Raw genomic sequence first — 25,116 nt, 5'->3', positions numbered from 1 at the left:
GTCGCTGGGCACATCGTCGGCTATTCTGGCCAGGCTCAACCGGGGTGTGGCGCAGCTTGGTAGCGCGCTTCGTTCGGGACGAAGAGGTCGTGGGTTCGAATCCCGCCACCCCGACCGGTGAGACAGCAAGGCCCCTGATCTGCGGAGACGCGAGATCAGGGGCCTTTGCCGTTCCCGGGCAGCGGCGCCGCCGGGGCAGAGGGGTCAGCGAGGGGCGAGGTAGGCCACGTCGCCGCTGCCCGATCGGATGACCACGGCCCGCCGCGCGGTGGGGTCGGTGGCGCCCTCGACGGTGGTGCGACCGTCGCTGGTGAAGATGGTCAGCACCACCGGGTCGCCCGCGCCGCGCACCGTCACCGGGCCGTCGGACGTCGTCGCCGTCACGTCACCCCGCGCTCCGTCGACCTGCACGCTGCCGCTGCCCGAGTCGGCGGTCACGTTGCCGTCCACGGACTGCACGTGCACGGCCCCGTCGGACGTCTTCGCCTCCACGTCGCCCGCCACGTCCTCGACGCTGACGGCTCCCGAGCCCGAGGTCGCGCTGACCGCCCCACGGGAGGCGGTGACGGTGACGGCGCCGTCGAGGGTCCGGGCCTCGACCTGGCGTCCGCCGTCGACGAGCACCTTGCCCGAGCCGGAGCGTGCGAGCACGTCGCCCGTGACGTTCGCGACCTCCACGGCGCCGTCCGAGGTGGTGGCGGACAGGCTCCCGCGCACCCCGTCGACCAGCACCGCGCCGGAGCCGGTGGCGGCCAGCACGTCGCCGTCCACGTCGCTCACCTCGACGCGCCCGTCCCCGGTGCGGACCTCGACCGGGCCGGACACGTCGGAGACCGCCACCGCGCCGAACGTCGAGCGGACGACCACCGCGGTGCCTGCTGGGACTGTCACGTCGAGGCCTGCCTGGCAGCTGGTGCTCCCCCACCAGTTGTCGCACCGGTTCTCCACGACGAGCCGGCCCTTGCCGTTGGTCGACGTGAGGTCGCCTGTGTAGGTGCTGTCGCCGAAGCCGGTGCGGTTGCGCTCCGTCACCAGCACCGCGTCATCGGCGCCGACGCTGACGGTGACCGGCCCGTCGGCCATCAGCTCGACAGTGCTGGCGGCGCCGTAGTCGTGGTCCTTCGTCTCGGTGCTCGTCGCGAACAGGTCGGCGGCCTGGAAACCGCACCAGGCGATGAGCGCGGCGCCGAGCACTCCACCGGTCCACAGCAGAGCCCGCTGCGCCGGCCGCTGGCCAGGCCGCTCATCAGGGCGCCCATGCTCGACGGGCGTCAGGGTGGGCGTGCTCATGAGAGTTCTCCTCGTTGGGGTGCGTGCTCCAGGTAGCGCAGCACGGCGAGCACCCTGCGGTGGTCATCGGCGCCGGGCGTGAGCTCGAGCTTGGTCAGGATGGACGTCACGTGCTTCTCGACGGCGGCGGTGCCGACCACGAGCCGTTCGGCGATGGCAGCGTTGGACCGTCCTTCCGCCATCAGGGCCAGGACCTCCCGCTCACGGGCGGTGAGGCGTTCCAGGACGGGGCGCCGGGCCCGGGCGAGGAGCTGGGCGACGACCTCGGGGTCGATCACCGTGCCTCCCCCGGCCACCCGCCCGACGGCGTCGAGCAGCTCGTCGACGTCGGCGATGCGGTCCTTGAGCAGGTAGCCGAGGGCCCGCACATCGCCTGCGAAGAGCTCGGACGCGTAGCGCTGCTCGACGTACTGAGACAGGACGAGCACCGGCAGCGTCGGGTGCACGCTGCGCAGGTGCACGGCTGCGCGCAGCCCCTCGTCGGTGTGCGTGGGGGGCATGCGGACGTCGGTGACCAGCAGATCGGGCAGCGTGTGCCCCGGGCCGACGGGCCGGCCCAGGGCCGCCACCGCGTCGTCCGCGGTGCGGTGCCCGGTGACCTCATGCCCCTCGGAGGTGAGCAGCCGGGTCAGGCCGTCGAGCAGCAGGACCGAGTCCTCGGCGATCACGATGCGCATGGGACCTCCACCACCAAACGTGTGCCGTGCCCCGCGGGGCTCTCCAGATGGAAGGTGCCGTCGAGCGCCTCGACCCGCCCGCGCAGGCCTTCCAGCCCGCTGCCAGGCAGTTCGAGGGCCCCGCCGTGGCCGTCGTCGGCGATCTCCAGGCGCAGCATGTCGCCGCTCACGCGCACGTCCAGGCGGACCAGGCTCGCGCCGGCGTGCCGGGCGGCGTTGGTCAGCGCCTCGGCGGTGACGAAGTAGGCGGCGGCCTGCGCGGCCGGTGTGCACGCCGCGAGCGCGTCGGTGTCAGGCACGTCCACCTCCACCGGCACGGGGCTGCGGGCCGCGAGCGCCGAGAGGGCCGCGTCGAGGCCGCGGTCGGTGAGCACCGCGGGGTGGATGCCGCGGACCAGGTCGCGCAGCTCGGCGAGCACCTCCTTGACCTCGCGGTGCGCGTGGTCGATGGCGTCACGCGCCGCGTCGGGGTCGGCTGCGGCGGCGCGCTTGGCGGCGCCCAGCTCGACGCCGAGGGCCACGAGCCGCTGCTGCGCGCCGTCGTGCAGGTCGCGTTCGATGCGGCGCCGCTCGGTGTCGGCAGCGCCCACGGCACGGGTGCGCGTCTCGGTGAGGTGCTCGGCCCGGACCCGCGCCATCTCGACGCGCTCCTGGGCCGCTGCGGCCTCCTCCTGGGCGACGGCGGCCTGCGCGCGGGCCTCCTCGACCTCGCCGCGCCGGCCCGGGCCGAGCAGCGTCCGGGCGAGGCGCACGTGCACCAGGGCGAGTCCCTGCGTGGCCCATGACGTCGCCCAGATGCCGACGATGCCCACGGCGATCCACAGCATCGCCTGGCTCGACGAGAGCTCGGTGGCGGAGCGGTACACGGGCAGCGCGATCGCGGCGAGCGAGTAGCCGAGCCCGCCCCAGGCGACGATCACCTCGACGCACATCAGCATCATCGCCACCACGGCGTACGCCACTGCCGACCAGCGGCGCCCGTCCAGCAGCACCGTCAGCACCCGGCCGCGCCCCGGCCTGCTGCCCGGGCGCCGCCGCACGGGCGCGGAGACCCGGACCCCGAGCTGGGCCTCGAGCCGGGCCCGCTCGGCCGCGGCGAACGGGTCGGTCACGACGAGGCACCCGACGAGCAGCGGGATGCCCACGCCGATCAGCGTGAGCGACGCCGCCACCGGCACCACGCTCAAGGTGACGACGCCGGCCACGAGGAGCACGAAGAAGCCGACGGTGAGCTGGGACACGGCCCGCCACGTCGCCCCGGCCCACGGGGCGAGGACGAGCGACTGTCCCCCGCGCAGGGCCGGCGCCACCTGCTCGAGGTCCTCGTCGATGCCCACGGCCCGGGCGGCCGGACGGCCCGGGGATGGTGGTGCGACGGGTGGGGGCGGGGCGGCGGTCGCCTGCCCGGCCCCGACGCGCGTCGGGGCGGCCTGCGCCGCGCTGGTCGTGTTCTCCATGAGGACGACGGTAGGGCCGCTGACCTGCGCGGTCCCAGCCTGCCCACCCCCGAGTCGGGGGTGGGGTTGTCCCTACCTAAGCGGGTGGGCATGCCGGTGGGTCGTCACACGCCGCAGGGGCCGGCCCTCGCGGACCGGCCCCTGCGGGTGGTGCTGGTGGTGCTGCGCTCAGCCGAGGATCAGCTGCACGTGGCCCCGTTGACGGTGAACGCCGACGGCGCGGTGTTCACGCCGGTGTGCGAGCCGTTGAACCCGATGTCGACGCTCGCGCCCGCCGCCAGGCTGCCGTTCCAGGCGGCGTTGGCCGCGGTCACCTGCGTGCCGGACTGCGACCAGTTCGCACTCCAGCCCTGGGTGACCTTCTGGCCGGACGGGAACGCGAAGCCGAGCGTCCAGCCCGACAGCGCCGTCGTCCCCGTGTTGGTGACCTTCACCGAGGCGGTGAACCCGGTGTTCCAGCTGTTGGCGGTGTACGTCACCTTGCAGCTCGAGGTCGGGGCGGTGGTCACCGTGGGCGTCGGGGTGGGCCCGGCGTTGGTGGTGACCGAGAGGGCTGTGGACGGCGCCGAGATGTTCCCCGCCGCGTCCTTGGCCCGCACCGTGTACGAGTACGCCGTCGAGGCCGTCAGGCCCGTGTCGGTGTACGTCGTCCCCGTCGCCGTGCCCACCAGGGTGGCGCCCCGGTAGACGTCGTACCCGGCGACGCCCACGGCGTCGGACGAGGCCGTCCAGGACAGCGACACACTCGTCGAGGTCTTCGACGGCGAGGTCAGACCGGTGGGGACGGTCGGGGCCGTGGTGTCGCCGCCCGTCGCCGAGGTCGTGACCGCCAGGGCCGTCGACGCCGCCGAGATGTTCCCCGCCGCGTCCTTGGCCCGCACCGTGTACGAGTACGCCGTCGAGGCCGTCAGGCCCGTGTCGGTGTACGTCGTCCCCGTCGCCGTGCCCACCAGGGTGGTCCCCCGGTACACGTCGTACCCCGTGACGCCCACCGCGTCGGTGGACGCGGTCCAGGACAGCGACACGCTCGTCGCGGTCTTCGACGGCGAGGTCAGGCCCGTGGGGACCGTCGGCGCCGTGGTGTCAGGCGTGGTGGGCGTGCCCAGCAGCCGGTCGTAGTCGGCCATCGCCGTGGCGATCGCCGCCTGCGCCCAGAACCGGTGGTAGTTGAACTTCGGCGCGGGGCCGCCGTCCAGGTACGCCTGGACCTTGGGCCAGTCCGGGTCGTTCTTGTACCAGGAGCGGATGTCCAGGAAGCTGACGCCCGGCTTGATGGCGTCCCCGTTAGGCATCTTCCCCGACCAGCCGGACGGCACGTAGACGCCGTCGCCGGTGGTGCCGGTCATGACGTCGTCGAACCGCTTGTAGTCCTCGCGGGTCTCCGTGGTGGAGATGCCCTTGTCATCGCGGTTGTTCTCCCACATGACGTCGAGCAGGGCCTTGGCCGTGGACTTCGCGGCCGCGTTGCCCGACTTCGCGCCGTAGTAGGTGAGCAGCTTGGCGTAGTCGCCGGCGATGCCGACGTCCTGGCCCTTGTCGACGACCGTCACGTGCAGGCCGGCGTTGGTCCCGGGGCTCGTGGCGTTCCAGGTGTCCGGCTGGCCGGACCAGCCGAGCGTGGCCGGGATGGCCCACGTGCCGTTCGCGTTGACCTCCGTGTTCGCGATGGCCCACGGGACCCACTTGTCCAGCAGCTTCTTGGCCCGGGCGTCACCCGTCGCGTAGTAGAGCTCCGCGACGCGCTCCATCGACCACACCTGCATGCCGAACCACTGGTTGCTGGGCGGGTCGCTGTACACGGGCGCCACCTGGTAGCCCATGCCGTAGAACGTCGAGGTGCCGGCCGGCGGCGCGCCGTACCCGCCGCCCCAGCTGTTCGTCGCGCCACCGGCGATGCCGCCCTCGGCGGACTGCAGCCACTGGTAGAACTCGAGCTGGCGGTCCAGCGACTTGGACCAGTCGTCCTTGGCGGTGGGCGACTTCGGCGTCAGCACCGAGACGTTCGACAGCGCCCACGCCGACATCGGGTTCTGGTAGCCGAAGTGGCTGGTGCTCGAGCCGATGCGCCACGCCCACCCGGCGGAGGTGTCCGTCGCGCCGCCCCAGGCGTAGTACCAGGACTGCAGGTAGTGCGCGCTGTCCCGGCCAGTGCCAGCGGCGCAGCTCGGCGCCGTGCAGCCGATCTTCTTGAAGTACTTGTCGAACAGCGAGTACCGCAGGTAGTCGCCCATCTTGGCGGCCTTGGCCACCGTCGCGGCGATCTTCGACTCGTTGCCCTGCGCCGTGGCCCAGGTGTGCGCCCAGTACGCGGCCTCGATGGCGCGCGCGTCGGCGTCGGGGGCGTTCGTGTACTTCCACTGCTTGGCGTAGCTCGCGTCCTTGGTGAACAGGTCGAGGTAGCCGTTCGTCCCGCCGTACTTGAAGTTGTCGCAGGACGGCTGGGTGATGGTCTCCCAGACGGACTCCTGCGTGCCGCGCTGGAACGTGTTGATGTACGAGGTGCCCGTGGACGCGGGGCCCGTGTTGCAGCCGCCGCCGGGGCTGCCGCCGAAGCCGTACTTGTTGTCGACGTCCGCGATCCAGTGCATGCCGTACACGTCCGACGTGCCGTACGTGGACTTGAGCTCCGCGCCGATCGGGTCGACGCCGGAGGCCACGCCCGAGTTGATCTGGGACGGGTACTTGCTCGGGTGGTCGTACTCGGCGGCGTACGTCGCCGGCTTCGACGGGTCGTAGAACGAGTTCGTGGGCTGATCCGCGGCCTGCGGGATCATGTACTTCTCCATCGTGGTCCACGCGGCGTTGAACGGCTCCCAGTCACCGGTGACCTGGCCATAGCTCGCCTCGAGCCACATCCAGAAGCTGTACGCCTCCGAGGTGGTCTCGTGCCCGTAGTCGGGCGCCTCCACGATGAGCGTCTCGATCGAGTGGTACGGGATGCCCTGCGGGCTGAAGTAGCCGTTCGCGGGGTCGTGGATCTCGTTGTAGAGGTCCAGGAAGCGCTGTGCGTACTCGGTGGACGCGGTGGTCACCGCGGTTTTCACAGGCGCTGCGGCGACGACCGCGGCTGGTGCGGGTGGCGCCGCGAACGCGGGCCCGATCCCCGCCCAGGCGACGCACGACGCCGCGCCCCCGGCGGCCAAGGCCAGCCAGGGCGAGCGTCGACGGGTGTGTCGAGACACGAGAGTTCCCTTTCTCCGGAGGACGCGCAGCCGCCCTCCGGAGAAAGGCCGGAGGGCGCGGACTGCGAGACACGCTGCCGACGCGCACGGGCGCGCGCCGGACGGACGAGCGCGATCTGCTGTGTCGTCCTGCGCGCCGGGCGGGGAGGGCAGCATCGCCAGGCCCGCTCCGGCGCGCCCAGCGGGCGACAGGACCCACCCTCAGCAGGCGGGCCCTGTCGCACTAGTGCGTGAAGCGTTTCGGGAACTCAGATGGGACTCAGGTGGGACTCAGGTGGGAACGTGCTGCGGACGGTCACGTCCAGCGGAACAGCTTCGCCGCGAGCGGCACCAGCAGCACCGTCCACCCCGCCATCACCGCCAGTTCGAGGGCCGGGAAGGCCTGGCCGTACCAGCCGGCGGCCAACGCCTGCGACGCGGCTCCCAGCGGCGTCCACTCGCTGATGGTCTGCACCACCTCCGGCATCAGCGGCAGCGGCATCCACACCCCGGCGAAGAACAGCGACACGAAGTACACCGTCATGCCGATGCCCGTGGCGCCGCCCACCGAGCCGACCCGCGCCGCGATGAGGCAGCCCACCGCGAGCGACGCCGCCGCCGCGAGGACGAAGGCCAGCAGCACCACCAGCGGGTCGGCCGGGAGCGACACGTCGAGCACCGCGACGCCTGCGCCGACGGCCAGCGCGGCCGCGGCGATCAGCGTGGCGCCCAGCACCAGGAGCTGCGCGGTGAGCAGCCGCGACGCGGGCAGCGGGGTGGTGGCCAGCCGGCGCAGCACCCCCTTCTCCCGGTAGGCGACCACCACGGCCGGCAGCGTGGAGTACGCGACGGTGCCGATCGCGAGGGCCAGCACCGTGGGCGTGTAGCCGGTGATGCCGTTGATCTGCGACAGCACCGGGTCGCGATCGTCGAAGGGCTGATCGGCCCACGGCATCAGGAGCCCGAGGGCCAGGAGCAGCACCACCGGGAACAGCAGGCTGAAGAACCACGCGGAGGGCTGGCGGGCGAACAGCCGCGCCTCCGTCATGGTGAGGCGGCCCAGAACTTGAGGGCTGGTGGCTGTGGCAGACATGTCAGACCTCCGACGGTGTGGTGGCGGGCGGTGTGGTGGCGTTCTCTGTCGTGCCGTTCTCTGTCGTGCCGTTCTCTGCGGAGCGGGCGTGGCCCGTGAGTGCCACGAACGCGTCGTCCAGCGTTCCGCCCTCGACCCGCACTGTGTCGGCGATGACGCCCCGGCCGGCGAGCTCCACCAGGACGTCCTGGACCACCGAGCCGGTGCCGCGCACGTCGTACTCCCCCACCGGGTCGGGGCCGTGCGCCGAGGTGACGGTGGGCAGCGCCTCGATGACGCTGGCGGGCACCGGGGTCGACGCGCGGAACCGCAGGTGCTGCCCGCCGCTCGCCGCCTCGGCGACCTCGGCGGGCGTGCCGGTGGCGATCACGCGGCCCGCGTCGATGAGCACCACCCGGTCGCAGAGCCGCTCGGCCTCCTCCATGAAGTGGGTGACCAGCAGCACCGTGACACCGCGGTCGCGGATGCGCTCGACGAGCCCCCAGGTGTCGCGTCGGGCCTGCGGGTCCAGGCCCGTGGTCAACTCGTCCAGCACAGCGACCTGCGGGTTGCCGACGAGGGCCAGCGCCACCGACAGCCGCTGCTTCTGCCCGCCGGAGAGCTGCTCGAACCGGGCGTCGGCGCGCTCGGTCAGGCCCAGGTCGGCGAGCAGGGCGGCCGGGTCGGCGGGGTCGGCGTAGAACGACGCGTACAGGTCAAGGGCCTCGCGGACCTTGAGCTTGGCGGGCAGCTCGCTCTCCTGGAGCTGCATGCCGAGCAACTCCTTGACGCGCGCCTTGTCAGCCTGCGGGTCCATGCCCAGCACCCGCACCCTGCCGGAGTCAGGCACGCGAAGGCCGGCCAGGCACTCGACGGTGGTGGTCTTGCCGGCGCCGTTCGGGCCGAGGATGCCCACGATCTCCCCGCGGGCGACGGTCAGGCTGACGTCCTCCACGGCCACCTTGCTGCCGTAGGCCTTGCGCAGGTGCTCCACCTGGATCACGGGTGTCGCTGACATGGCGGATCCTCTCGACGGGAGCCCAAGGGCTCGGCAGTGCTCGGAAGTGCTCGGAGGTGACGGGGGCGGGCTCAGACGACGGGCTTGCCCAGAGGCGCGCCTCGGGTGAGCCGGTTGAAGACGGCTAGCAGGATCGCGATGAGGGCGGCGGACACCGCTGTGCGCAGCGCCAGGCCGGATGCGGTGTCGATGGCCCAGGTGTCCTTGCCGAGCACCGGGACGCCGAACGGCCCGATCGTCCCGGACAGGAGCTGGCCGACGACGAGGATGGGCCCGACTGTGAGCGGCAGGGTCAACGTCCCCCACCAGCCGCCGACCCGGTAGTAGACGACGCCCACCAGCAGTCCGCTGGCGGTGGCCGCCGCGCCGGTGACCACGAGCGCGACCAGCAGAGGCCCCACGTCGGTGGTGGACGAGACGAGGTCCAGCCCGCCGTCCGTGAGGGACTGCGTCCACCCCGCGGCCGCGTAGACGGCGCGCTCGACCTGCAGCAGCCCCACGAGCACCAGTGCGTTGGCCGCGGCCACGATCAGGCTCACCACCGCAGCGGCGGCGGCGAACGACCGCCGGGTCATGCCCGCCGCGACATGGGGGGTGAGGCCCGCGGCCACGATGAAGATCATCATCGAGAACGGGAACCACAGCGTGCCCTGCCGGGCGTACTGCATGATGCTGACCTCGACAGGGCCGAACCTGGAGGCGATCACGGTCGCGACGACCACGCCGGCCAGGATGATCGCCCAGAACCAGGCGCCGACGTAGAACTGCGCGGCGAGCTGGTGCCGGATCGTGCGGGCCAGCGGGCTGCGGCGCACGGGGCGCGCGGCGGGGCGGGCAACGACGGCGCTCATCGGGGCACCTCGGATTTCCGGTCGGAGCCCGTGCCGCGCTGGGCGCGGTCGGTGGGCTCGGCGGTCAGGTGGACGAACAAGTCCTGGAGGTCGACGGGGCCGAGGTCGACGCCGAGCTCGCGTGCCTGGGCGACATCGCCGGGCCGAGGGTCGCCGAACAGGGTGAGCCGCAGCGTCGGGCCCAGCTCCTGGCGGCCGACCACGTCGCGCCCGACGGCGAACGCCGCGGCCTTCTCGGCGGGCCCGGTGACTGTGGTCCCCCGCGACCGCAGCTCGTCGGCGCCCTCGGCCAGCAGCACCGTGCCGTCCTGCAGGATGGCCACATCCTCGAACAGCCGGTCGATCTCGTCGATGAGGTGGCTGGACAGCACGATGGTGCGCGGGTGCTCCAGGTAGTCGGCGAGCAGCGCGTCGTAGAAGGCGTACCGGGACGGGGCGTCCATCCCCAGGTAGACCTCGTCGAGCATCGTCAGCTCGGTGCGGGCCGCGATGCCCAGGGATGCGCTCATCGCCGACTTCTGCCCGCGCGAGAGCGCCGTCCGCTTGGCGCGCGGGTTGAGCTTGAAGGTGTCGAGCAGCCGCTCCGCGAGGTCGCGGTCGAAGTGCGGCCTGCTGCCGGCCAGATAGTCGATCGACGCGCTGATGCGGTCGTCGAGCCAGTCGCCGCCCTCGCGGACGAGGCCGATGCCCTGCATCACGCGGGGGTTCTCCCAGGGGTCCTCGCCGTCGACGAGCACACTCCCGGACGTCGGGCGCCGGAAGGCCGCCAGCACGGAGAGCAGCGTCGTCTTGCCGGAGCCGTTGCGGCCCAGCAGGCCCGTGATCGTCCCGGGGTTGATGTCGAGGCTCACGCGGTCGAGGGCCGTCTCGCTGCCGTAGCGGACGGTCACGTCGCGGACCTGGACGCCGAAGCCGCTCATGACTCTCCTCCGGGGGTGCTCTCGTCTGTGGTGGCGCCCTCGTCGGCCGGGGGCTGTGTGGCGGCATCGAGCCGGATCCGGGCGATGACGTCCTCGAGGTCGATGCCGAGCCGGCGGGCCTCCTGGACGGCGGGATCGAGCACATCGGCGAAGAACCGCTCCCGGCCTCGCGCGGCGAGGGCTGACCGGGCGCCGGTGGCGACGAACATCCCGACGCCGCGCCGCTTGTAGAGGACTCCCTCATCGACGAGCTCCGCGAAGGCTTTGGCGGCGGTGGCGGGGTTGATGCGGTAGGTCGTGGCGTACTGGGTCGTCGACATGACCTGGTCCTCCTCCTTCAGCGCGCCATCGAGGATGTCGTCGCGGATCTGGTCGGCGATCTGCAGGTAGATGGGGTCCCGGCCGTCGAAGATGGCGTTCACCCCTCTCGCTCGTTCGTTGGTTCGTTACTCCACTAATGAACCACAGCACGTGCGGAGGCGCAAGAGGGTTGCCCTCGCGCCCGCGCGTCCACCAGGCTTCGACGATGCGCGCCTGGCAGCACACGGACCCCGTCGAGGAGATCCCGCTGCTGGGCGGCGACGTGACGGTCGGCGTCGTCCGCGCTGGCGACACCGTGCGCAGGCCGCTCGGGCCACACTCCCCGCTGGTGCACGCGCTGCTGCGCCACCTCGAACAGGTCGGCTTCGACGGCGCCCCACGACTCCTCGGCGTCGACGAGCAGGGCCGGGAGGTCCTCACCTTCATCGAGGGCGAGGTCGCCGGGCGGCCCCGGCCCCGCTGGGCGGCCGACGAGGACCGGCTCCGGTCCGTCGCACGCCTGCTGCGCCACTACGACGACGCGATAGCCGGGTTCATCCCCCCACCCGGATCCGTGCTCGATGGGCCCGCCATCGAGCACCCGGACGTGCGAGCCGCCACGCTCGACCCGCCTGAGCTGGTGGGGCACATGGACGTCACGCCCGAGAACGTCGTGTTCCGCGACGGCAGGGCAGTCGCCCTCATCGACTTCGACCTCGCGAGACCCGCCACCCGGCTCGACGAGGTCGTCAACGCCCTCACGCACTGGGCGCCGCTCGCGGACCCCCACGACCGCGACCCGCAGCTGGCCGACGCCGACGTGCCGCGCCGCTGCCGGGTGTTCGCCGACGCCTACGGGCTGGGCCTCGACGCCCGCGCCCGACTGGTTGACGTCACAGTGCTGCGGTCCCGGCGTTCGTGGCACGTCATGCGCCACCGGGCCGAGGCAGACGGCGGCGGATGGGCGCGCATGTGGGCCGACGGGGTCGGCGACGTGATCCGCCGCCGCGAGGCGTGGCTCGTCGAGCACGGGCCGGCGATCACGGCCGCACTACTCGCCTGAACAGGCCTGAACGCAGAACGGCCCCGGCGCCCTGAGTCGGGTGTCGGGGCCGTTCGACTGACGTTCCTCAGGCGGAGACGCCCTCCGCCAGGCGGTCGGCGGCGATGAGCTCGGCGATCTGCACGGCGTTGAGCGCCGCGCCCTTGCGCAGGTTGTCGTTGCTGATGAACAACGCGAGGCCGCGGTCGTCCGGGACGCCCGGGTCCTGGCGGATCCGGCCCACCAGCGACGTGTCGCCACCGGCGGCGGCCAACGGCGTCGGCACCCCGGCCAGCTCGACGCCCGGCGCGTGGAGCAGCAGCTCCTGGGCGCGGGCGACGGTCAGCGGCGCGTCGAACTCGACGTTGACCGACAGCGAGTGGCCCGTGAACACCGGCACCCGCACGCACGTGCCCGAGACGAGCAGCTCGGGCAGGCCCAGGATCTTGCGGGACTCGTTGCGGAGCTTCTGCTCCTCGTCGGTCTCGAGGGACCCGTCGTCGACCAGGTTGCCGGCGAGCGCGACCACGTTGAACGCGATCGGCGCGACGTACTTCTCGGGCGCGGGCAGCTCCAGCGCGGAGCCGTCGTGCACCAGCGCCAGCGTGTCCTGCTCCACGGCGGCACGGACCTGGCCGTCGAGCTCGGCGGCGCCCGCGAGCCCGGAGCCGGAGACCGCCTGGTACGTCGAGACGATCATGCGGCGCAGCCCGGCCTCGTCATGCAGCGCCTTGAGCACCGGCATCGCGGCCATCGTGGTGCAGTTCGGGTTCGCGATGATGCCCTTGGACGCCTCGCGCACCGCCTCGGGGTTGACCTCCGAGACGACCAGCGGAACGTCGGGGTCCATGCGCCACGCCGACGAGTTGTCGATGACCATCACGCCGGCGGCGGCGAACCGCGGCCCCTGGGCCTTCGAGGTGGCGCCCCCGGCGGAGAACAGCGCGATGTCCAGCCCCGAGGGGTCGGCGGTGGCGGCGTCCTCGACGACGACCTCCGTGCCCTTCCACGGCAGGGTCGTGCCCGCCGAGCGGGCCGACGCGAAGAACCGGATCTCAGCGACCGGGAAGTCGCGCTCCTCGAGCAGCCGGCGCATCACGGCGCCCACCTGCCCTGTCGCGCCGACGACTCCGACCCGCAAACCTGCTGCCATGACTAACGCCCCGTCCCGCCGTAGACCACGGCCTCGTCTTCGGTGCTGTCCAGATCGAACGCCGTGTGCACCGCACGCACGGCATCTGCCAGTTGGTCGGACCGCGTGACCACGGAGATGCGGATCTCCGAGGTGGAGATCATCTCGATGTTGATGCCCGCCGCGGAGAGCGCGGCGAACAGCCGCGCGGAGACCCCCGGGTGCGACTTCATGCCCGCGCCGATCAGCGAGAGCTTGCCAATCGTGTCGTCGTACTGCAGCGACGCGAACCCGATCTCGTCCTGGCTCTCGCTGAGCGCCGCCATCGCCAGCGTGCCGTCACTGGCCGGCAGCGTGAAGGAGATGTCCGTCAGGCCCGTCGCGGCGGCGGAGACGTTCTGCACGATCATGTCGATGTTCGCGCCAGACCCGGCGACGACCTCGAAGATGTGCGCGGCGGTGCCCGGCACGTCCGGCACCCCCACGACGGTGATCTTGGCCTCGCTGCTGTCGTGCGCGACCCCGGCGATGATCGGCTGCTCCACGTCTGCTCCCTCGTCGGCGCCCTCGGCGGGCTCGTAGTTCATGACCATCGTCCCGGGGTGCGCGGAGAACGAGGAGCGCACGTGGATCGGGACGTTGTACCGGCGGGCGTACTCGACGCAGCGCAGCACCAGCACCTTGGCGCCGCTCGCCGCCATCTCGAGCATCTCGTCGTAGTTGATCCTGTCGATCTTGCGCGCGGACGGCACGATGCGCGGGTCCGCGGTGAACACGCCGTCGACGTCGCTGTAGATCTCGCACACGTCGGCCTTGAGCGCGGCGGCGAGCGCCACGGCCGTGGTGTCGGATCCGCCACGGCCAAGCGTCGTCACGTCATTGGTGTGCTGCGTGACGCCCTGGAAGCCCGCGACGATCGCCACGGCCCCATCGTCGATCGCGGCCTGGATGCGGCTGGGCGTCACGTCGATGATGCGGGCCTTGCCGTGCACGTCGTCGGTGATGACCCCGGCCTGCTGCCCGGTGAACGAGCGCGCCTCGACGCCCAGGTTCGCGATGGCCATGGCGAGCAGCGACATCGAGATGCGCTCGCCGGCGGTCAGCAGGATGTCCATCTCGCGCGACGGCGGCAGTGGCGTGATCGCGTTGGCCAGGTCGATCAGCTCGTCGGTGGTGTCGCCCATCGCCGAGACGACCACGACCACGTCGTTCCCGGCACGCTTGGACTCGGCGATCCGCTTCGCCACACGCTTGACGCCGTTGGCGTCAGCGACGGACGAACCACCGTACTTCTGCACGATCAGGGCCACGTTTGTGTCTCCGGACAAGGGGTCGAACGGGTCGCGCTCACGGACCCGTCGAGTCTAGGACGGCCCAGACTTCGGACTCCCCCGGGTTCGCATGGCGGACTGACCCGTCAGCCCAGCAGATCGGCGGTCAGCTTCACGATCAGCGCGGCCACCACGGCGACGAAGACCACCCGCACGAAAGCGCTGCCCCGGGCGACGGCCATCCGGGCCCCGGTGTACGCGCCGGCGATGTTCGCGACACCCATCACCAGGCCCAGCGCCCACAGCGGCGCCCCCTGCAGCGTGAACACGATCAGGGCGCCGAGGTTGGTGGCGGCGTTGACGATCTTGGCCTGCGCCGACGCCTCGAGGAAGCCGTACCCCAGCACGCTCACCAGGCTGATCACCAGGAACGACCCGGTGCCCGGCCCCAGCAGCCCGTCATAGACGCCGATCACCGCGCCGAGGCCCAGCGCCACGAGCAGGTGCCGGCGGCCCCGCCACCGCAACTCGGTGGCCCTACCCAGCTGCGGCCGCGCCACGGTGTAGACGGCCACCGTCACCAAGGCCACCAGGATCACCGGCTGGAACACGCCCTCCGGGAGCGCCCCGGCGAGCGCCGCGCCGCCGCCAGCCCCCACCAGGGCCGTGAGTGCCATCGGGCCGGCCGTGGCCAGCCCCGGCTGCACCCGCCGGTAGAACGTCGCCGCGCTGACCGACGTGCCCAGGATGCCCGCGACCTTGTTCGTCGCCAAGGCCTGCACCGGGGAGATGCCGGGCACGAGCAGCAGCGCCGGGAGCTGCAGCAGCCCGCCGCCGCCGACCACCGCGTCGACCCACCCGGCGGCGAACGCGGCCAGCACCAGCAGCGCCAACGTGGCGGCGGTCAGCTCGAGGCCCGAGATCGTCATGATTCGCCACCGTATCTGTCACATCCTCCCCACAGGATTCACCGGACGCGACGACCGCAGGCCCCTAGCCTGGGCAGATGCCTCCCACCGTTGAGAGCACCGCCACCCCCGGGCCGGTTCCGGGCGCCTCCCCGGCCGACCACGCGGGGATCGTCGTGCGGGGGGTGACCCGCTCCTTCGGCGCCGTCCGCGCCCTCGACGGGGTCGACCTCGACGCCCGCCCGGGGCGCGTCACCGCGCTCATCGGCCCGAACGGCTCCGGCAAGACGACGCTGCTGCTGGTGCTCGCCGGGCTGCTGGTGCCCGATGCGGGCCATGTGCGCGTCGGCGGCCATGACCCCGTGACCGACGGCGGCGCGGCGAGGGCCCTCACCGGCTGGATGCCCGACGCGTTCGGCACCTGGGACTCGCTGACCGCGCGCGAGGTGCTGACCACCTACGCCGCGGCGTACCGGATGCCGCGCGACAGCGCACAGGCCCGGGTGGCGGAGCTCCTCGAGACCGTGCACCTGACCGAGTACGCCGACCGCCCCGCGAGCGTCCTGTCGCGCGGTCAGAAGCAGCGGCTGGGCCTGGCCCGCGCGCTCGTGCACTCCCCGAAGGTGCTGCTGCTCGACGAGCCCGCCAGCGGCCTCGACCCCCGCTCGCGTGTGGACCTGCGCGAGCTGCTGCGCGCCCTCGCCGCACAGGGCGCCACGGTGCTCGTGTCGAGCCATGTGCTGTCCGAGCTCGACGAGCTGGTCGACGACGCGGTGTTCCTCTCACGTGGTCGCACCGTCACACCGCAGGCGCTCGCGGGGAGCGTTCCCGCCCAGCGCACCTGGCGCGTGCGGGCGCTGTCCTACGGCGCGCTCACACGCTGGCTCTCGTCCACGGGGTCGGCGTGGCGTCCCGACGACGACGCGCCGCCGCCCGGATCGCCCGACGACGTCCCCGGCGGGGTGCTCCTCGAGGTCGCCGGCGATGCGGGCGCCGCCCAGTTGGTGCGCGACGCCGTCGGCTCCGGAGTGCCCGTCACGTCGCTGGCGCCCGTCGGCGGCGAGCTCGAGCAGGCCTACCTGACCCTCGACGAGGAGCGGCGATGAGCACCATCACGCACGACATCGACGTCTCCCCCGAACCCGAACCCCGGATCCCCCCGCCCTCCACCGGCGGGACCTGGCACGTGACCTGGCACGGTGTGCGCACCGTCGCGGCCCTCGAGCTGCGCCAGCGGGTGCGCTCCACCCGCTGGATCGTGGCCCTCGTGGTGTGGTTCGTCGTGGTGGGCGGCATCACGCTGCTCACCTCCGGGGCGATCGGCTACCTCACCGGCGCCGCCCCGACGAGCGTCCAACGCGGCCCCCTGCTGTTCGCCGCCGTCGTGATCCTCGTGCTGGGCCTCGGCCTGCTGGTCACCCCCACACTCAGCTCGACGGCCATCAACGGCGACCGCAACGCCGGAACCCTCGCGACCCTGCAGGTCACGCTGTTGAGCCCCGCGGAGATCGTGCTCGGCAAGCTCCTCGCCGCCTGGGCCGCGTCGCTCGCGTTCCTCGTCGCGAGCCTGCCGTTCCTCGGCCTGGCCCTCGCGATGGGCGGCACGCCGATCCTGTCCTTTGTGCTCGTGCTGCTGCTCGTCGCGGTCCTGCTCGCCTGCGTGTGCGCCGTCGGGCTCGGGTTCTCCGCCCTGGTGGCCCGCCCGGCCGGGTCGACGGTCCTCACGTTCCTGATGGTCGCAACCGTCACGATCATCGCGCCGATCCTGTTCGTGGTGACGCTGCCCTCCGTCTCGTCCGAGAGCGAGATCCGCGTGTGGGCCACTCCGTGGGACGACTCCTCCGACGGGATGGCGGAGGAGTGCCGCTGGGAGACCACGACAGAGACGGTCGTCCACACCGAGCGCACCTGGTGGCTGCTCGGCGCGAACCCGCTCGTGGTGGTGGCCGATGGCGCGGGTGTCGCGATGAATGACAGGTCGACAGTCGACCCGCTCGGCGGGATCCGCACAGGCATCCGCTACCTGCGCGCGGGCTCCCCTCCCGAGGTGGACCGGTGCTACTCGTCGGCGACGACCTCGCCCGTGGAGGAGTACGACCCCGACGCGAGCCCGGTGTGGCCGTGGGGCCTGGGCGTCAACGTGCTGCTCGGCGCGGCGGGCGCCATCACCGCCGTGCGGCGGCTGCGCGTCCCCCAGCACAAACTGGCCCGGGGCACCCGCGTCGCCTGACGCGGACCGCGCCGTTCAGGCTGCGGCGGTCAGGGCTGCAGCGCCTCGTACTCCGCCTCGGCGGCCACGTCGTCGTCCACGTCCAGGCGCAGATGGCCCAGCAGCACCTGCAGCACGCGCAGCACACTCGACGCGCGCTCGCCCCAGCTCGACAGGTAGGAGAACTGCCACCACCACAGGGCCTCGAGCTCATGCCCGGACTCGTAGTGCCGCAGCCCCTGGAGCAGCGCCCCGGCGACGGCCACCAGGTCGCCGGACACCGTCGACGCCGTGACCTCGGCGCCCAGCAACGGGTCCACGACCTCGGCGTACTCGTCAATGCCCTGCAAGATCTCCGCCAGCGCGGAACGCAGCGGGTCCACATCCGGGTCGGGGCCCACATCCGGCTCGAACCGCTCCGGGGGCACCACGTCGACGATCGCGCCCGCGCGGGCGCCCGCGGCCAGCAAGTCCGAGACGGCGAGCAGCAGCAGAGGGATCGACGAGTCCGGGCCCGTCCCCGCGCCCACCTCGGTCACCGTGGTGAGGAAGCTGCGGGTCTCCTCCGCGATCGTGTGCGCGACCTCGAGTAGGTCCGCGACCTCCGCGTCCTGCGCTTCGCCCTGGAAATCGACCTCTGTCATCGCCCTCACGCTCCCTCTACGTCTCCCGGTTGCGGCGTGCTGTGCTGTGCCGGCTACGCGCTGATCCGGCGCCGGCCCTCGAACGCCCGGCCCAGCGTCACCTCGTCGGCGTACTCCAGGTCCCCGCCCACCGGCAGGCCCGAGGCCAATCGGCTGACGGTGAGGCCCATCGGCACGAGCATCCGGGCCAGGTACGTCGCGGTCGCCTCACCCTCGACGTTCGGGTCCATCGCCAGGATGACCTCCGTGACGACGCCGTCTTGCAGGCGCATCAACAGCTCCTTGATGCGCAGGTCGTCCGGCCCCACCCCCGCGATCGGGTTGATGGCGCCGCCGAGCACGTGATACCTCCCGCGGAACTCCCGGGTGCGCTCCACCGCGACGACGTCCTTCGGCTCCTCGACCACGCACAGCACCGCCGTCGAGCGTCGCGGGTCGCGGCACACGCGGCACTGCGGCTCCTGCGACACGTTCCCGCAGACCTCGCAGAACTGCACGCGCGCCTTCACCTCGGTGAGGGCGTCGACGAGCCGCCGCACATCAGCCGGGTCAGCCGCCAGCACATGGAACGCGATGCGCTGGGCACTCTTGGGACCGACTCCGGGCAACCGCCCGAGCTCGTCGATCAGGTCCTGGACCGCGCCTTCATACACCCGGCCAGCCTACGGTGCGAGGACTGGGAGCCGCGTCGGACGCCCCGGGCCGACGCCGAGCAGAACGCCCGACGTCGGCAACCTCACCCTCAAGGCCGAGGGCGTCAGGCCATCCCGCCGTCGACCTGCTCGTCGATGACCACGCCACCGAGCATCTGGGCCACCAGCGGGGCGCCATTGAGCCCCGACGACGCCAGGTCCGGGTCGTCCGGCGAGGGAGAGTCCTCCTCCATCGGAGCCCGACGGCCGCCCATGCTCGCGGCGTGCGCCCGCGCGCCCGCCTCCCGCGCGCTCAACGCCTGCGCCTGAGGCGCCGGTCGCTGCGGCGCCGCCCACGGGTCCTCGCCCTGGCCGACGCCCGGGTGGTGGGCCTCACCCGGCTCCCCCGGGTCGTCATCGTGCGGCTCGGGCGCGCCCGGGTCCTCGTCGTCGACCCCGGTCGCCGGGCCCGAAGCCCCCCCGGCGCCCTGGCCGCCTGGCGTGCCGGGGGCTGCCGTCGGCCGAGGCGCGGCCCCGGGCGCTGGGGTCGGCGCCGGGGTGTCCCAGGACGCGGCAGCCGCGGCGGCCGCAGCCGCGCCTCGCCCGCCAGCAGTGTCAGCGGCGGCCCGGGCAGGCGGCTCGGGAGTCGACGCCGCGGCCGACGCCGTGGGCGCCTGCTCGGCGAGCACAGCCTCGACACGGGCGTCGAAGCCCAGCGTCTCCCGCACGGCCCGCTGCACCATCTCGGCGTGCGCGCCCGCGCGGAAGTACGCCGCGAGGCCGGGGGCGATGAAAGACAGCTTCAGCGTCGTCGCGTCGAGCTCGGCCACCTGGGCGTTCTGCGAGACGAGCACCCACGTGGTCTTCTTCAGCCGGCTCAGCGTCTCGAGCACCTCGGGCCAGCGGCGGCGCAGCATCTCGGTGTCCGGGCCCGATGCCGCGGCGGCAGCCGGCGCGGCGGGCGCCGGAGCAGGAGCAACGGGAGCGGGCGACGCGGGAGCGGCAGGCGCGGGAGCGGCAGGCGCCTGAGAGGCCACGGGCGCCGGCGCCGTCGGGCCAGGCGCAGGCGCCGCTTCGGCGACGGGCGCGTGCTCCGGCACCGGGGCCGGGCGCTCGACACGCGGCCGATCGACGGTGCTCGGAGCCTCGGCAGGCGGCGCGGCGACAGGGGGCTGCGCGACCGGCGGAGCGGCAACAGGCGGCGCAGTCACAGACGCGGGGGCGACCGGCGCGGTGACCGGCGCCGGGATCGGTGCGGGCGGCGATGCCACCGCCGGCGCGGAGACGGGCGCCACCGCTGAGCCACCAGCGGACCCGAGTCGTTCGAGCCGGTCGAGCCGGGCCGCGACGCCTGTGGTCGTGTCGTCGGCGGCGGGCAGCAGCAGTCGGGCCATCAGCAGCTCGAGGTGCAGGCGCGGCGAGGTGGCGCCCACCATCTCGGTGAGGGCCAGGTTGACCAGGTCGGCGGAGCGGGACAGCTCGGCCGCGCCCAGGTGGGCGGCCTGCGCCCGCATGCGGGTGAGCTGGTCGCCGGGGACGTCGCCCAGCGCGGCGGCAGCGGCGTCGCCGGAGGCCGCGATGACGATGAGGTCGCGCAGGCGCTCCAGCAGGTCCTCGACGAACCGGCGGGGCTCGTGGCCCGTGGAGATGACGCGCTCGACGACGCGGAACGCGCTGGCGCCGTCATTCGCGGCGATGGCGTCCACCAGGTCGTCGAGCAGCGAGGCGTGCGTGTAGCCGAGCAGGGACACGGCGCCCTCGTAGTCCAGGCCGCCCTCACCCGATCCGGCGATGAGCTGGTCGAGCACGGACAGCGCGTCGCGCACCGAGCCCGCGCCGGCGCGGACCACCAGTGGCAGCACGCCCTGGCCCACCTGCACGCCCTCGGCGGCGCACAGCTGCGCGAGGTAGTCGGAGAGCACGTCCGGCGGCACGAGCCGGAACGGGTAGTGGTGGGTGCGCGAGCGGATCGTGCCGATGACCTTGTCGGGCTCGGTCGTCGCGAAGATGAACTTGATATGCGGCGGCGGCTCTTCAACGATCTTCAGCAGCGCGTTGAAGCCCTGCGGGGAGACCATGTGGGCCTCGTCGAGGATGAAGATCTTGTACCTGTCGCGCGCGGGGGCGAAGGTGGCGCGCTCGCGCAGGTCGCGGGCGTCGTCCACGCCACCGTGGCTGGCGGCGTCGATCTCCACGACGTCCAGGCTGCCGGGGCCGCCGCGCGCGAGCTCGACGCAGGACGCGCACACGCCGCACGGGGTGTCCGTCGGGCCCTCCGCGCAGTTGAGGCAGCGCGCCAGGATCCGCGCGGACGTCGTCTTGCCGCAACCACGCGGGCCCGAGAACAGGTAGGCGTGGTTCGCCTGCCCGCTGCGCAGGGCCTGCCGGAGCGGTGCGGTGACGTGGTCCTGACCGATCACCTCGGCGAAGGAGTCCGGCCGGTAACGGCGGTACAGGGCTGTGGTCACGGGAAGACCCTATGCGCCACGCCTGACAGGGTCATCCGCCGTCCTAGCGGTGCGGGCTCCTCGCTGTCAGTCCGGCCGCACGCTCGTCTCACGGAGCACCGTCCGCAGCAGCGGGCGGCTGGCCTCGCTGGCCGCGAGCACCAGCAGGCATCCCGCGACCAGGCATCCGCCCAGCATCAGCAGCCCAGACGTCCCGATCTGCACCCCTGGCCCGAGGAACGGCGTGATGACGAGCAATCCCATCCCGGCGGACGTGACGGACACGAAGAGCAGCGGCGTCAGCACCTCACGGCGTCGCACCGCGTCGAGCAGCGAGGCGGGAGCCCCGGCGAGGGCCTGCAGCGCGTAGTCGCGCCGCCGATCGAGCACTGACGCGGCCTGGATGATCCCCGCCGAGCACGCCGCGACGACGAAGGTGATGGCCAGCGTGAGCATGGCGCCCATGACGAGGTCATCGAGGAAGAGCCGCTCGCCGGGGGCCATTCCCTGCACTTCCGAGATCATCGGGAGGACGGACAGCACTGCGGCGACGAAGCTCGCCAGCCCCAGCCCGCCGACGACGCGCCGCGCAGCCTTCGGGTCGTCGGCCGGGCGCCGGGCGGCGGGCAGGCCCGCCGCGGATCGGGCGGTCCCGCCGGCGATCTTGCCGAGCAGCCAGATCAGCCACGGTCCCACCAGGTTGATGCTGCCGAAGACGGCCGCGAGCATGCCGAGGATGAGCACGGTGAGCGCGGCGCTGTCGAGCCCGGAGAGCGTCGTCACCACGAGGAACCCGATCACGGCCACCACCGTGACGATCAGGCGGATGACCTTGAGCCCCGCGGGTGTGGTGCGCTGCGCGACGCCGAGCGGGGACACGACGACGCGTCGGAGCGTGAACGCGGCGCTGAGGGCCGCGAGCGCGGGCGCCACGAGCAGCGCCACGAGCATCAGGGGGCCCACCCACATCTCGGAGACGGCGAGGTGGTCGCCCTGGAACGGCACGAGCGTCCAGACCGGGAGCAGCAACACATAGCCGACCATGCCGAACGCGGCGCCCACCAGCCCTTGCCAAGCGGTCTCGGTGACGGTCAGCGCCACCACCTCCCTGGGGGTCGCGCCGAGCAGCCGCAGGGTGGCGAGGCGCGCGTCCCGTCGTGCCACCCCCAGCCGGGCCGCGGCGCCGCCCAGCGACAGCAGGGGCACCATCAGCAGGATCACGGCGACCCACGCGAGCACGATGTACAGGTCGCCCCACTCCTTCTGGAAGGGGTCGCCATTGGCGGCGCGCACCGTGAACGCGCGCTGGCCTCCGAGCACACTCAAGGCGAGGGCGGTGGTGATCGCGAATGCCAGGACTGCCAGCGCGGTGCTGCGCGCCTGCTGGCGTACCCCGCTCGCGCCACCGGCGCGCAGCAGCACCGGGGCGAGGGCCATCACCGTTCTCATCGGGCGGCGCCGACCACGCGACCGTCGCGGACCTCGATGCGCCGCCCGCACCACGCGGCGACGTTCTCGTCGTGCGTGACGACGACGAGGGACGCCCCGGCGGCGCGCGTCGCCTCGACGAGGACCTTCATGACCTCGGCGCCGGTGGCCTGGTCGAGGGCGCCGGTCGGCTCGTCGGCGAAGACCACGTCCGGCCGGGCGATGAGCGCGCGCGCCACCGCGACCCGCTGCGCCTGCCCGCCCGAGAGCTCACCGGGGCGGCGCGTCTCCATGCCGCCCAGGCCCAGGGAGCCGAGCCACTGCCGCGCCTGCCGGGTGGCGTCCTTGCGGGAGGCGCCGAGCAGCATCGCGGGCAGCGCGACGTTCTCCTGGGCGGGCAGCTCGGCGAGGAGCTGGCCGAATTGGAAGACGAAGCCGTAGTGCTTGCGGCGCAGCAGGGACCGCTCCCGCTCGCTCAGGCGGCTCACGTCGTCACCGCGCAGCAGCACGGCGCCCTCGTCGGCGGAGATGATGCCCGCAAGGCAGTGCAGCAGCGTCGACTTGCCCGATCCGGAGGGTCCGGTGACCGCGAGCGCCTCCCCGTCGGCGAGCTCGACGTCGACACCGGCGAGCGCCGTCGTCGGGCCGAAGCGCTTGACCAGGCCGCGCGCGGCGAGGCGGATGCCCGCACGCGGCGCAGTGGCGGCCGCGACACGGACCGCCGTGTGTTGGGTGGGGACTGCCGGGAGCGGTGGGAAGGTCATGGATCCCAGGGTCGGCGTCCCGACGCCCGCCGCGCGTCCGCCCCCGGGCCCCACCTCGAGGGCGGTTGTGCGCCGAAGGTCGCGCGGGGCCTCCGCCTACGGGTGGACGGGCACCGAGGTGCGTTTTGTCGCTTTTGTGTGTCTACTGATGCGCATGAGTCCTCGTGCGCTCGCCTCGTCATTCGCGGCGGCGGCCGCCCTCGCGGTTGCCGTCGTCACGCTGACCGCCGCCCCGGCGGCCGCCCAGGTGGTCGACATCAATCCCGTGCGCGTCGAGGTGGGCGGCCATCCGGCGAACAGCGGCTTCCTTGTGTTCGTCGAGGGCGACACCCTGCTGAACCTCGACGAGTCCGAGGGCACCGTGGCGACCGGGGGCAACCTCGCCTTCGAGACGAACTACCAGGTGGCGCTCGGCGCAGGCGTGTTCCCCACGTTCACGGCCCCGGGCGACAGCGACCCCACCACGCTCTACGTGGGCGGCGGGATCATCTGGCCGTCGAACTCGTCCCTGTTGCAGGTGTTGCGCGGCAACACCAAGGTCGCCGACACCTCGACGTACACGGCCCTCAACACCGACTCCAACCAGGCGGAGGTGAACTACCGGCTCGTCCTGCCGGGCGCCGCGTACGAGTCGACCCCGGCGATCACGGGCACCAACCGCCAGACCCCGGCGTCCATCGGCACGCCCGTGCCCACCGACCTCATCGACATCCCCAGCGCGTTCAGCACCTATCGCGCGCTGACCACCGAGATCGCCGGCTGCGCGCCCACCATCGAGCTGACCGACGCCAGCGGGACGCCCCTGACCTCGATCACCCCGGGTCAGCAGTCATTCGTGACCCTGATCCCCGGTGAGACGAACGTCCTGCAGATCAGCGCAGCCGATCTGGCGAACCTCTCGGAGATCACGTTCCGGAACCAGCCGACAGCGGACACGCCGCTGGTCGTCAACGTCACGGGCTCGTCCTTCGAGGGCGACCTGCCCAACATGCCCGGCGTCAGCGGCGCGGAGGCTCCGTACATGCTGTGGAACTTCGCCGGCATGAGCACGGTGACCGTGACCGGCGGCGACAGCCTCGAGGGCACGCTGTACGCACCCAACGCCGATCTGACCTGGCTCCCCACGGCGAACATCGAGGGCAACGTCATCGCCGCGAACTTCAACCACGGGCCGCCCGGCCGGCTCGTCCGCGAGGTCCACGACTTCCCGTTCGCGACGACGATCACCTGCGGCTCGGCTCCGGTGCTCGCCGAGCTGACGCTGATCAAGGAGGTCGTGGGCGGCACGGCGGCCCCCGGCGACTGGACGCTGGGCGCGACCGGCCCTGTCGACGTGAGCGGGCCGTCGGGGTCGAGCGAGGTCACCGACGTGGTCGTCGAGCCGGGCGACTACGAGCTCAGCGAGACCGGCCCGGAGGGGTACGCGCCCGGCTCCTGGACCTGCGAGGGCGGGACGCTGAACGGCAGCACGGTGACCGTGCCGGATGGCGGCGACGTCACCTGTCGGATCGTCAACACCCTCATCACGCCGACGCCGACGCCGACGCCCACTTGCCCCTCGCCCACCACCACTGCGCCCGCGCCCACCGCGGGCGGCGGAGGCGCGCTCTCGGCCAGTGACCCGCGCTGCGCCACGCTCCCGGCGACGGGGCCGTCAGCCGGCGCGTCGCTGGGCTTGCTCGGAGGCCTGCTCCTGGTGGGCGGCCTGACTGCTCTCTGGGTGGCACGCCGGGGCGGCTGGCGCTCGCAGGGCTGACGCGGTGCCGGGTCGAGGCAATAGTCGAGGCAATATAAGGACCCCCCGCACACCCGCCAGAGCTCGCCTGCCCTTGCTGCCTTCCGGCCCTGGGGGAGTTCAGCGAGATGACGCCGCACGAGGGGTCTGCCACCAGA

The 25,116-nt window shown here is 72.8% G+C and carries 21 protein-coding genes, 1 tRNA gene and 1 other RNA gene; 5 read left to right on the top strand and 18 right to left on the bottom strand.

Annotation, left to right across the window (positions count from 1 at the left end; all coding sequences use genetic code 11):
* Positions 1-40 precede the first annotated feature (40 nt).
* A tRNA-Pro gene (locus tag BN3788_RS08160) sits at positions 41-114 on the top strand.
* Positions 115-204: 90 nt separating this feature from the next.
* On the opposite strand, the gene BN3788_RS08155 is transcribed toward BN3788_RS08160, so the two are convergent.
* The 9 genes from BN3788_RS08155 to BN3788_RS08115 all read right to left on the bottom strand — a co-directional run bounded on the left by BN3788_RS08155 (position 205) and on the right by BN3788_RS08115 (position 10,859).
* A complete protein-coding gene (locus tag BN3788_RS08155; RefSeq protein ID WP_066584138.1) occupies positions 205-1,290 on the bottom strand; it encodes a DUF4097 family beta strand repeat-containing protein in 1,086 nt (361 codons plus the stop codon).
* Positions 1,287-1,967, bottom strand: coding sequence for a response regulator transcription factor (locus BN3788_RS08150; RefSeq protein WP_066584136.1), 681 nt, complete (start codon positions 1,965-1,967; stop codon positions 1,287-1,289). The genes BN3788_RS08155 and BN3788_RS08150 overlap by 4 nt, the downstream gene beginning before the upstream one ends.
* Positions 1,955-3,424 (bottom strand): sensor histidine kinase, encoded by a 1,470-nt coding sequence (locus tag BN3788_RS08145; RefSeq protein ID WP_082812701.1) that lies wholly within the window; start codon positions 3,422-3,424, stop codon positions 1,955-1,957. The genes BN3788_RS08150 and BN3788_RS08145 overlap by 13 nt, the downstream gene beginning before the upstream one ends.
* Before the next feature lie 179 nt (positions 3,425-3,603).
* Positions 3,604-6,606 (bottom strand): glycoside hydrolase family 48 protein, encoded by a 3,003-nt coding sequence (locus tag BN3788_RS08140; RefSeq protein WP_066584134.1) that lies wholly within the window; start codon positions 6,604-6,606, stop codon positions 3,604-3,606.
* A 295-nt stretch (positions 6,607-6,901) separates the two neighbouring features.
* Complete coding sequence (locus tag BN3788_RS08135; protein ID WP_066584132.1) at positions 6,902-7,678, bottom strand: ABC transporter permease; 777 nt, start codon at positions 7,676-7,678, stop codon at positions 6,902-6,904.
* 1 nt (position 7,679) lies between these two features.
* A complete protein-coding gene (locus BN3788_RS08130; RefSeq protein ID WP_066584130.1) occupies positions 7,680-8,675 on the bottom strand; it encodes an ABC transporter ATP-binding protein in 996 nt (331 codons plus the stop codon).
* A 71-nt stretch (positions 8,676-8,746) separates the two neighbouring features.
* A complete protein-coding gene (locus BN3788_RS08125; protein WP_066584128.1) occupies positions 8,747-9,526 on the bottom strand; it encodes a hypothetical protein in 780 nt (259 codons plus the stop codon).
* Positions 9,523-10,446 (bottom strand): ATP-binding cassette domain-containing protein, encoded by a 924-nt coding sequence (locus BN3788_RS08120; RefSeq protein ID WP_066584127.1) that lies wholly within the window; start codon positions 10,444-10,446, stop codon positions 9,523-9,525. The genes BN3788_RS08125 and BN3788_RS08120 overlap by 4 nt, the downstream gene beginning before the upstream one ends.
* Positions 10,443-10,859, bottom strand: coding sequence for a GntR family transcriptional regulator (locus BN3788_RS08115; RefSeq protein ID WP_066584455.1), 417 nt, complete (start codon positions 10,857-10,859; stop codon positions 10,443-10,445). The genes BN3788_RS08120 and BN3788_RS08115 overlap by 4 nt, the downstream gene beginning before the upstream one ends.
* 113 nt (positions 10,860-10,972) lie before the next feature.
* On the opposite strand from BN3788_RS08115, the gene BN3788_RS08110 reads away from it, so the two are divergent.
* A complete protein-coding gene (locus BN3788_RS08110; RefSeq protein WP_066584126.1) occupies positions 10,973-11,809 on the top strand; it encodes a phosphotransferase in 837 nt (278 codons plus the stop codon).
* A 67-nt stretch (positions 11,810-11,876) separates the two neighbouring features.
* Here BN3788_RS08110 and BN3788_RS08105 read toward each other — a convergent pair whose 3' ends face one another.
* The 3 genes from BN3788_RS08105 to BN3788_RS08095 all read right to left on the bottom strand — a co-directional run bounded on the left by BN3788_RS08105 (position 11,877) and on the right by BN3788_RS08095 (position 15,120).
* Positions 11,877-12,941, bottom strand: a complete 1,065-nt coding sequence (locus BN3788_RS08105; protein ID WP_066584125.1) for an aspartate-semialdehyde dehydrogenase — start codon at positions 12,939-12,941, stop codon at positions 11,877-11,879.
* 2 nt (positions 12,942-12,943) lie between these two features.
* Positions 12,944-14,230 (bottom strand): aspartate kinase, encoded by a 1,287-nt coding sequence (locus BN3788_RS08100; RefSeq protein WP_066584123.1) that lies wholly within the window; start codon positions 14,228-14,230, stop codon positions 12,944-12,946.
* Positions 14,231-14,337: 107 nt separating this feature from the next.
* Positions 14,338-15,120: a sulfite exporter TauE/SafE family protein gene (locus BN3788_RS08095; RefSeq protein WP_066584120.1), complete on the bottom strand. Its 783-nt coding sequence runs from the start codon at positions 15,118-15,120 to the stop codon at positions 14,338-14,340.
* Between the two features lie 77 nt (positions 15,121-15,197).
* Here BN3788_RS08095 and BN3788_RS08090 point away from each other — a divergent pair, with 77 nt between their 5' ends.
* The gene (locus tag BN3788_RS08090) at positions 15,198-16,205 is read left to right on the top strand and encodes an ABC transporter ATP-binding protein (protein ID WP_082812699.1); all 1,008 of its coding nucleotides are present in this window, start codon (positions 15,198-15,200) and stop codon (positions 16,203-16,205) included.
* On the top strand, positions 16,202-17,329 hold the full coding sequence (locus tag BN3788_RS08085) for an ABC transporter permease (protein ID WP_066584117.1): 1,128 nt from the start codon (positions 16,202-16,204) through the stop codon (positions 17,327-17,329). The genes BN3788_RS08090 and BN3788_RS08085 overlap by 4 nt, the downstream gene beginning before the upstream one ends.
* Positions 17,330-17,358: 29 nt before the next feature.
* On the opposite strand, the gene BN3788_RS08080 is transcribed toward BN3788_RS08085, so the two are convergent.
* The 5 genes from BN3788_RS08080 to BN3788_RS08060 all read right to left on the bottom strand — a co-directional run bounded on the left by BN3788_RS08080 (position 17,359) and on the right by BN3788_RS08060 (position 23,223).
* Positions 17,359-17,952, bottom strand: a complete 594-nt coding sequence (locus BN3788_RS08080; protein WP_066584116.1) for a DUF5063 domain-containing protein — start codon at positions 17,950-17,952, stop codon at positions 17,359-17,361.
* Between the two features lie 53 nt (positions 17,953-18,005).
* A complete protein-coding gene (gene recR, locus BN3788_RS08075; RefSeq protein WP_066584114.1) occupies positions 18,006-18,605 on the bottom strand; it encodes a recombination mediator RecR in 600 nt (199 codons plus the stop codon).
* A 104-nt stretch (positions 18,606-18,709) separates the two neighbouring features.
* The gene (locus tag BN3788_RS08070; RefSeq protein ID WP_066584112.1) at positions 18,710-21,052 is read right to left on the bottom strand and encodes a DNA polymerase III subunit gamma and tau; all 2,343 of its coding nucleotides are present in this window, start codon (positions 21,050-21,052) and stop codon (positions 18,710-18,712) included.
* A gap of 66 nt (positions 21,053-21,118) precedes the next feature.
* Complete coding sequence (locus BN3788_RS08065; RefSeq protein ID WP_234346543.1) at positions 21,119-22,468, bottom strand: FtsX-like permease family protein; 1,350 nt, start codon at positions 22,466-22,468, stop codon at positions 21,119-21,121.
* An 8-nt stretch (positions 22,469-22,476) separates the two neighbouring features.
* On the bottom strand, positions 22,477-23,223 hold the full coding sequence (locus tag BN3788_RS08060; protein WP_082812741.1) for an ABC transporter ATP-binding protein: 747 nt from the start codon (positions 23,221-23,223) through the stop codon (positions 22,477-22,479).
* Between the two features lie 154 nt (positions 23,224-23,377).
* On the opposite strand from BN3788_RS08060, the gene BN3788_RS08055 reads away from it, so the two are divergent.
* Positions 23,378-24,979, top strand: coding sequence for a collagen-binding domain-containing protein (locus BN3788_RS08055; protein WP_159066876.1), 1,602 nt, complete (start codon positions 23,378-23,380; stop codon positions 24,977-24,979).
* A 33-nt stretch (positions 24,980-25,012) separates the two neighbouring features.
* Here BN3788_RS08055 and ffs read toward each other — a convergent pair.
* Positions 25,013-25,109, bottom strand: an RNA gene (gene ffs / locus BN3788_RS08050) — signal recognition particle sRNA small type.
* Positions 25,110-25,116 lie beyond the last annotated feature (7 nt).

This window comes from Cellulomonas timonensis (assembly GCF_900046455.1).
Classification (GTDB): Bacteria; Actinomycetota; Actinomycetes; order Actinomycetales; family Cellulomonadaceae; genus Cellulomonas_A; species Cellulomonas_A timonensis.
The sequence above is the reverse complement of the archived record's forward strand: the minus strand, read 5'-3'. Positions and strand labels throughout refer to the sequence as shown.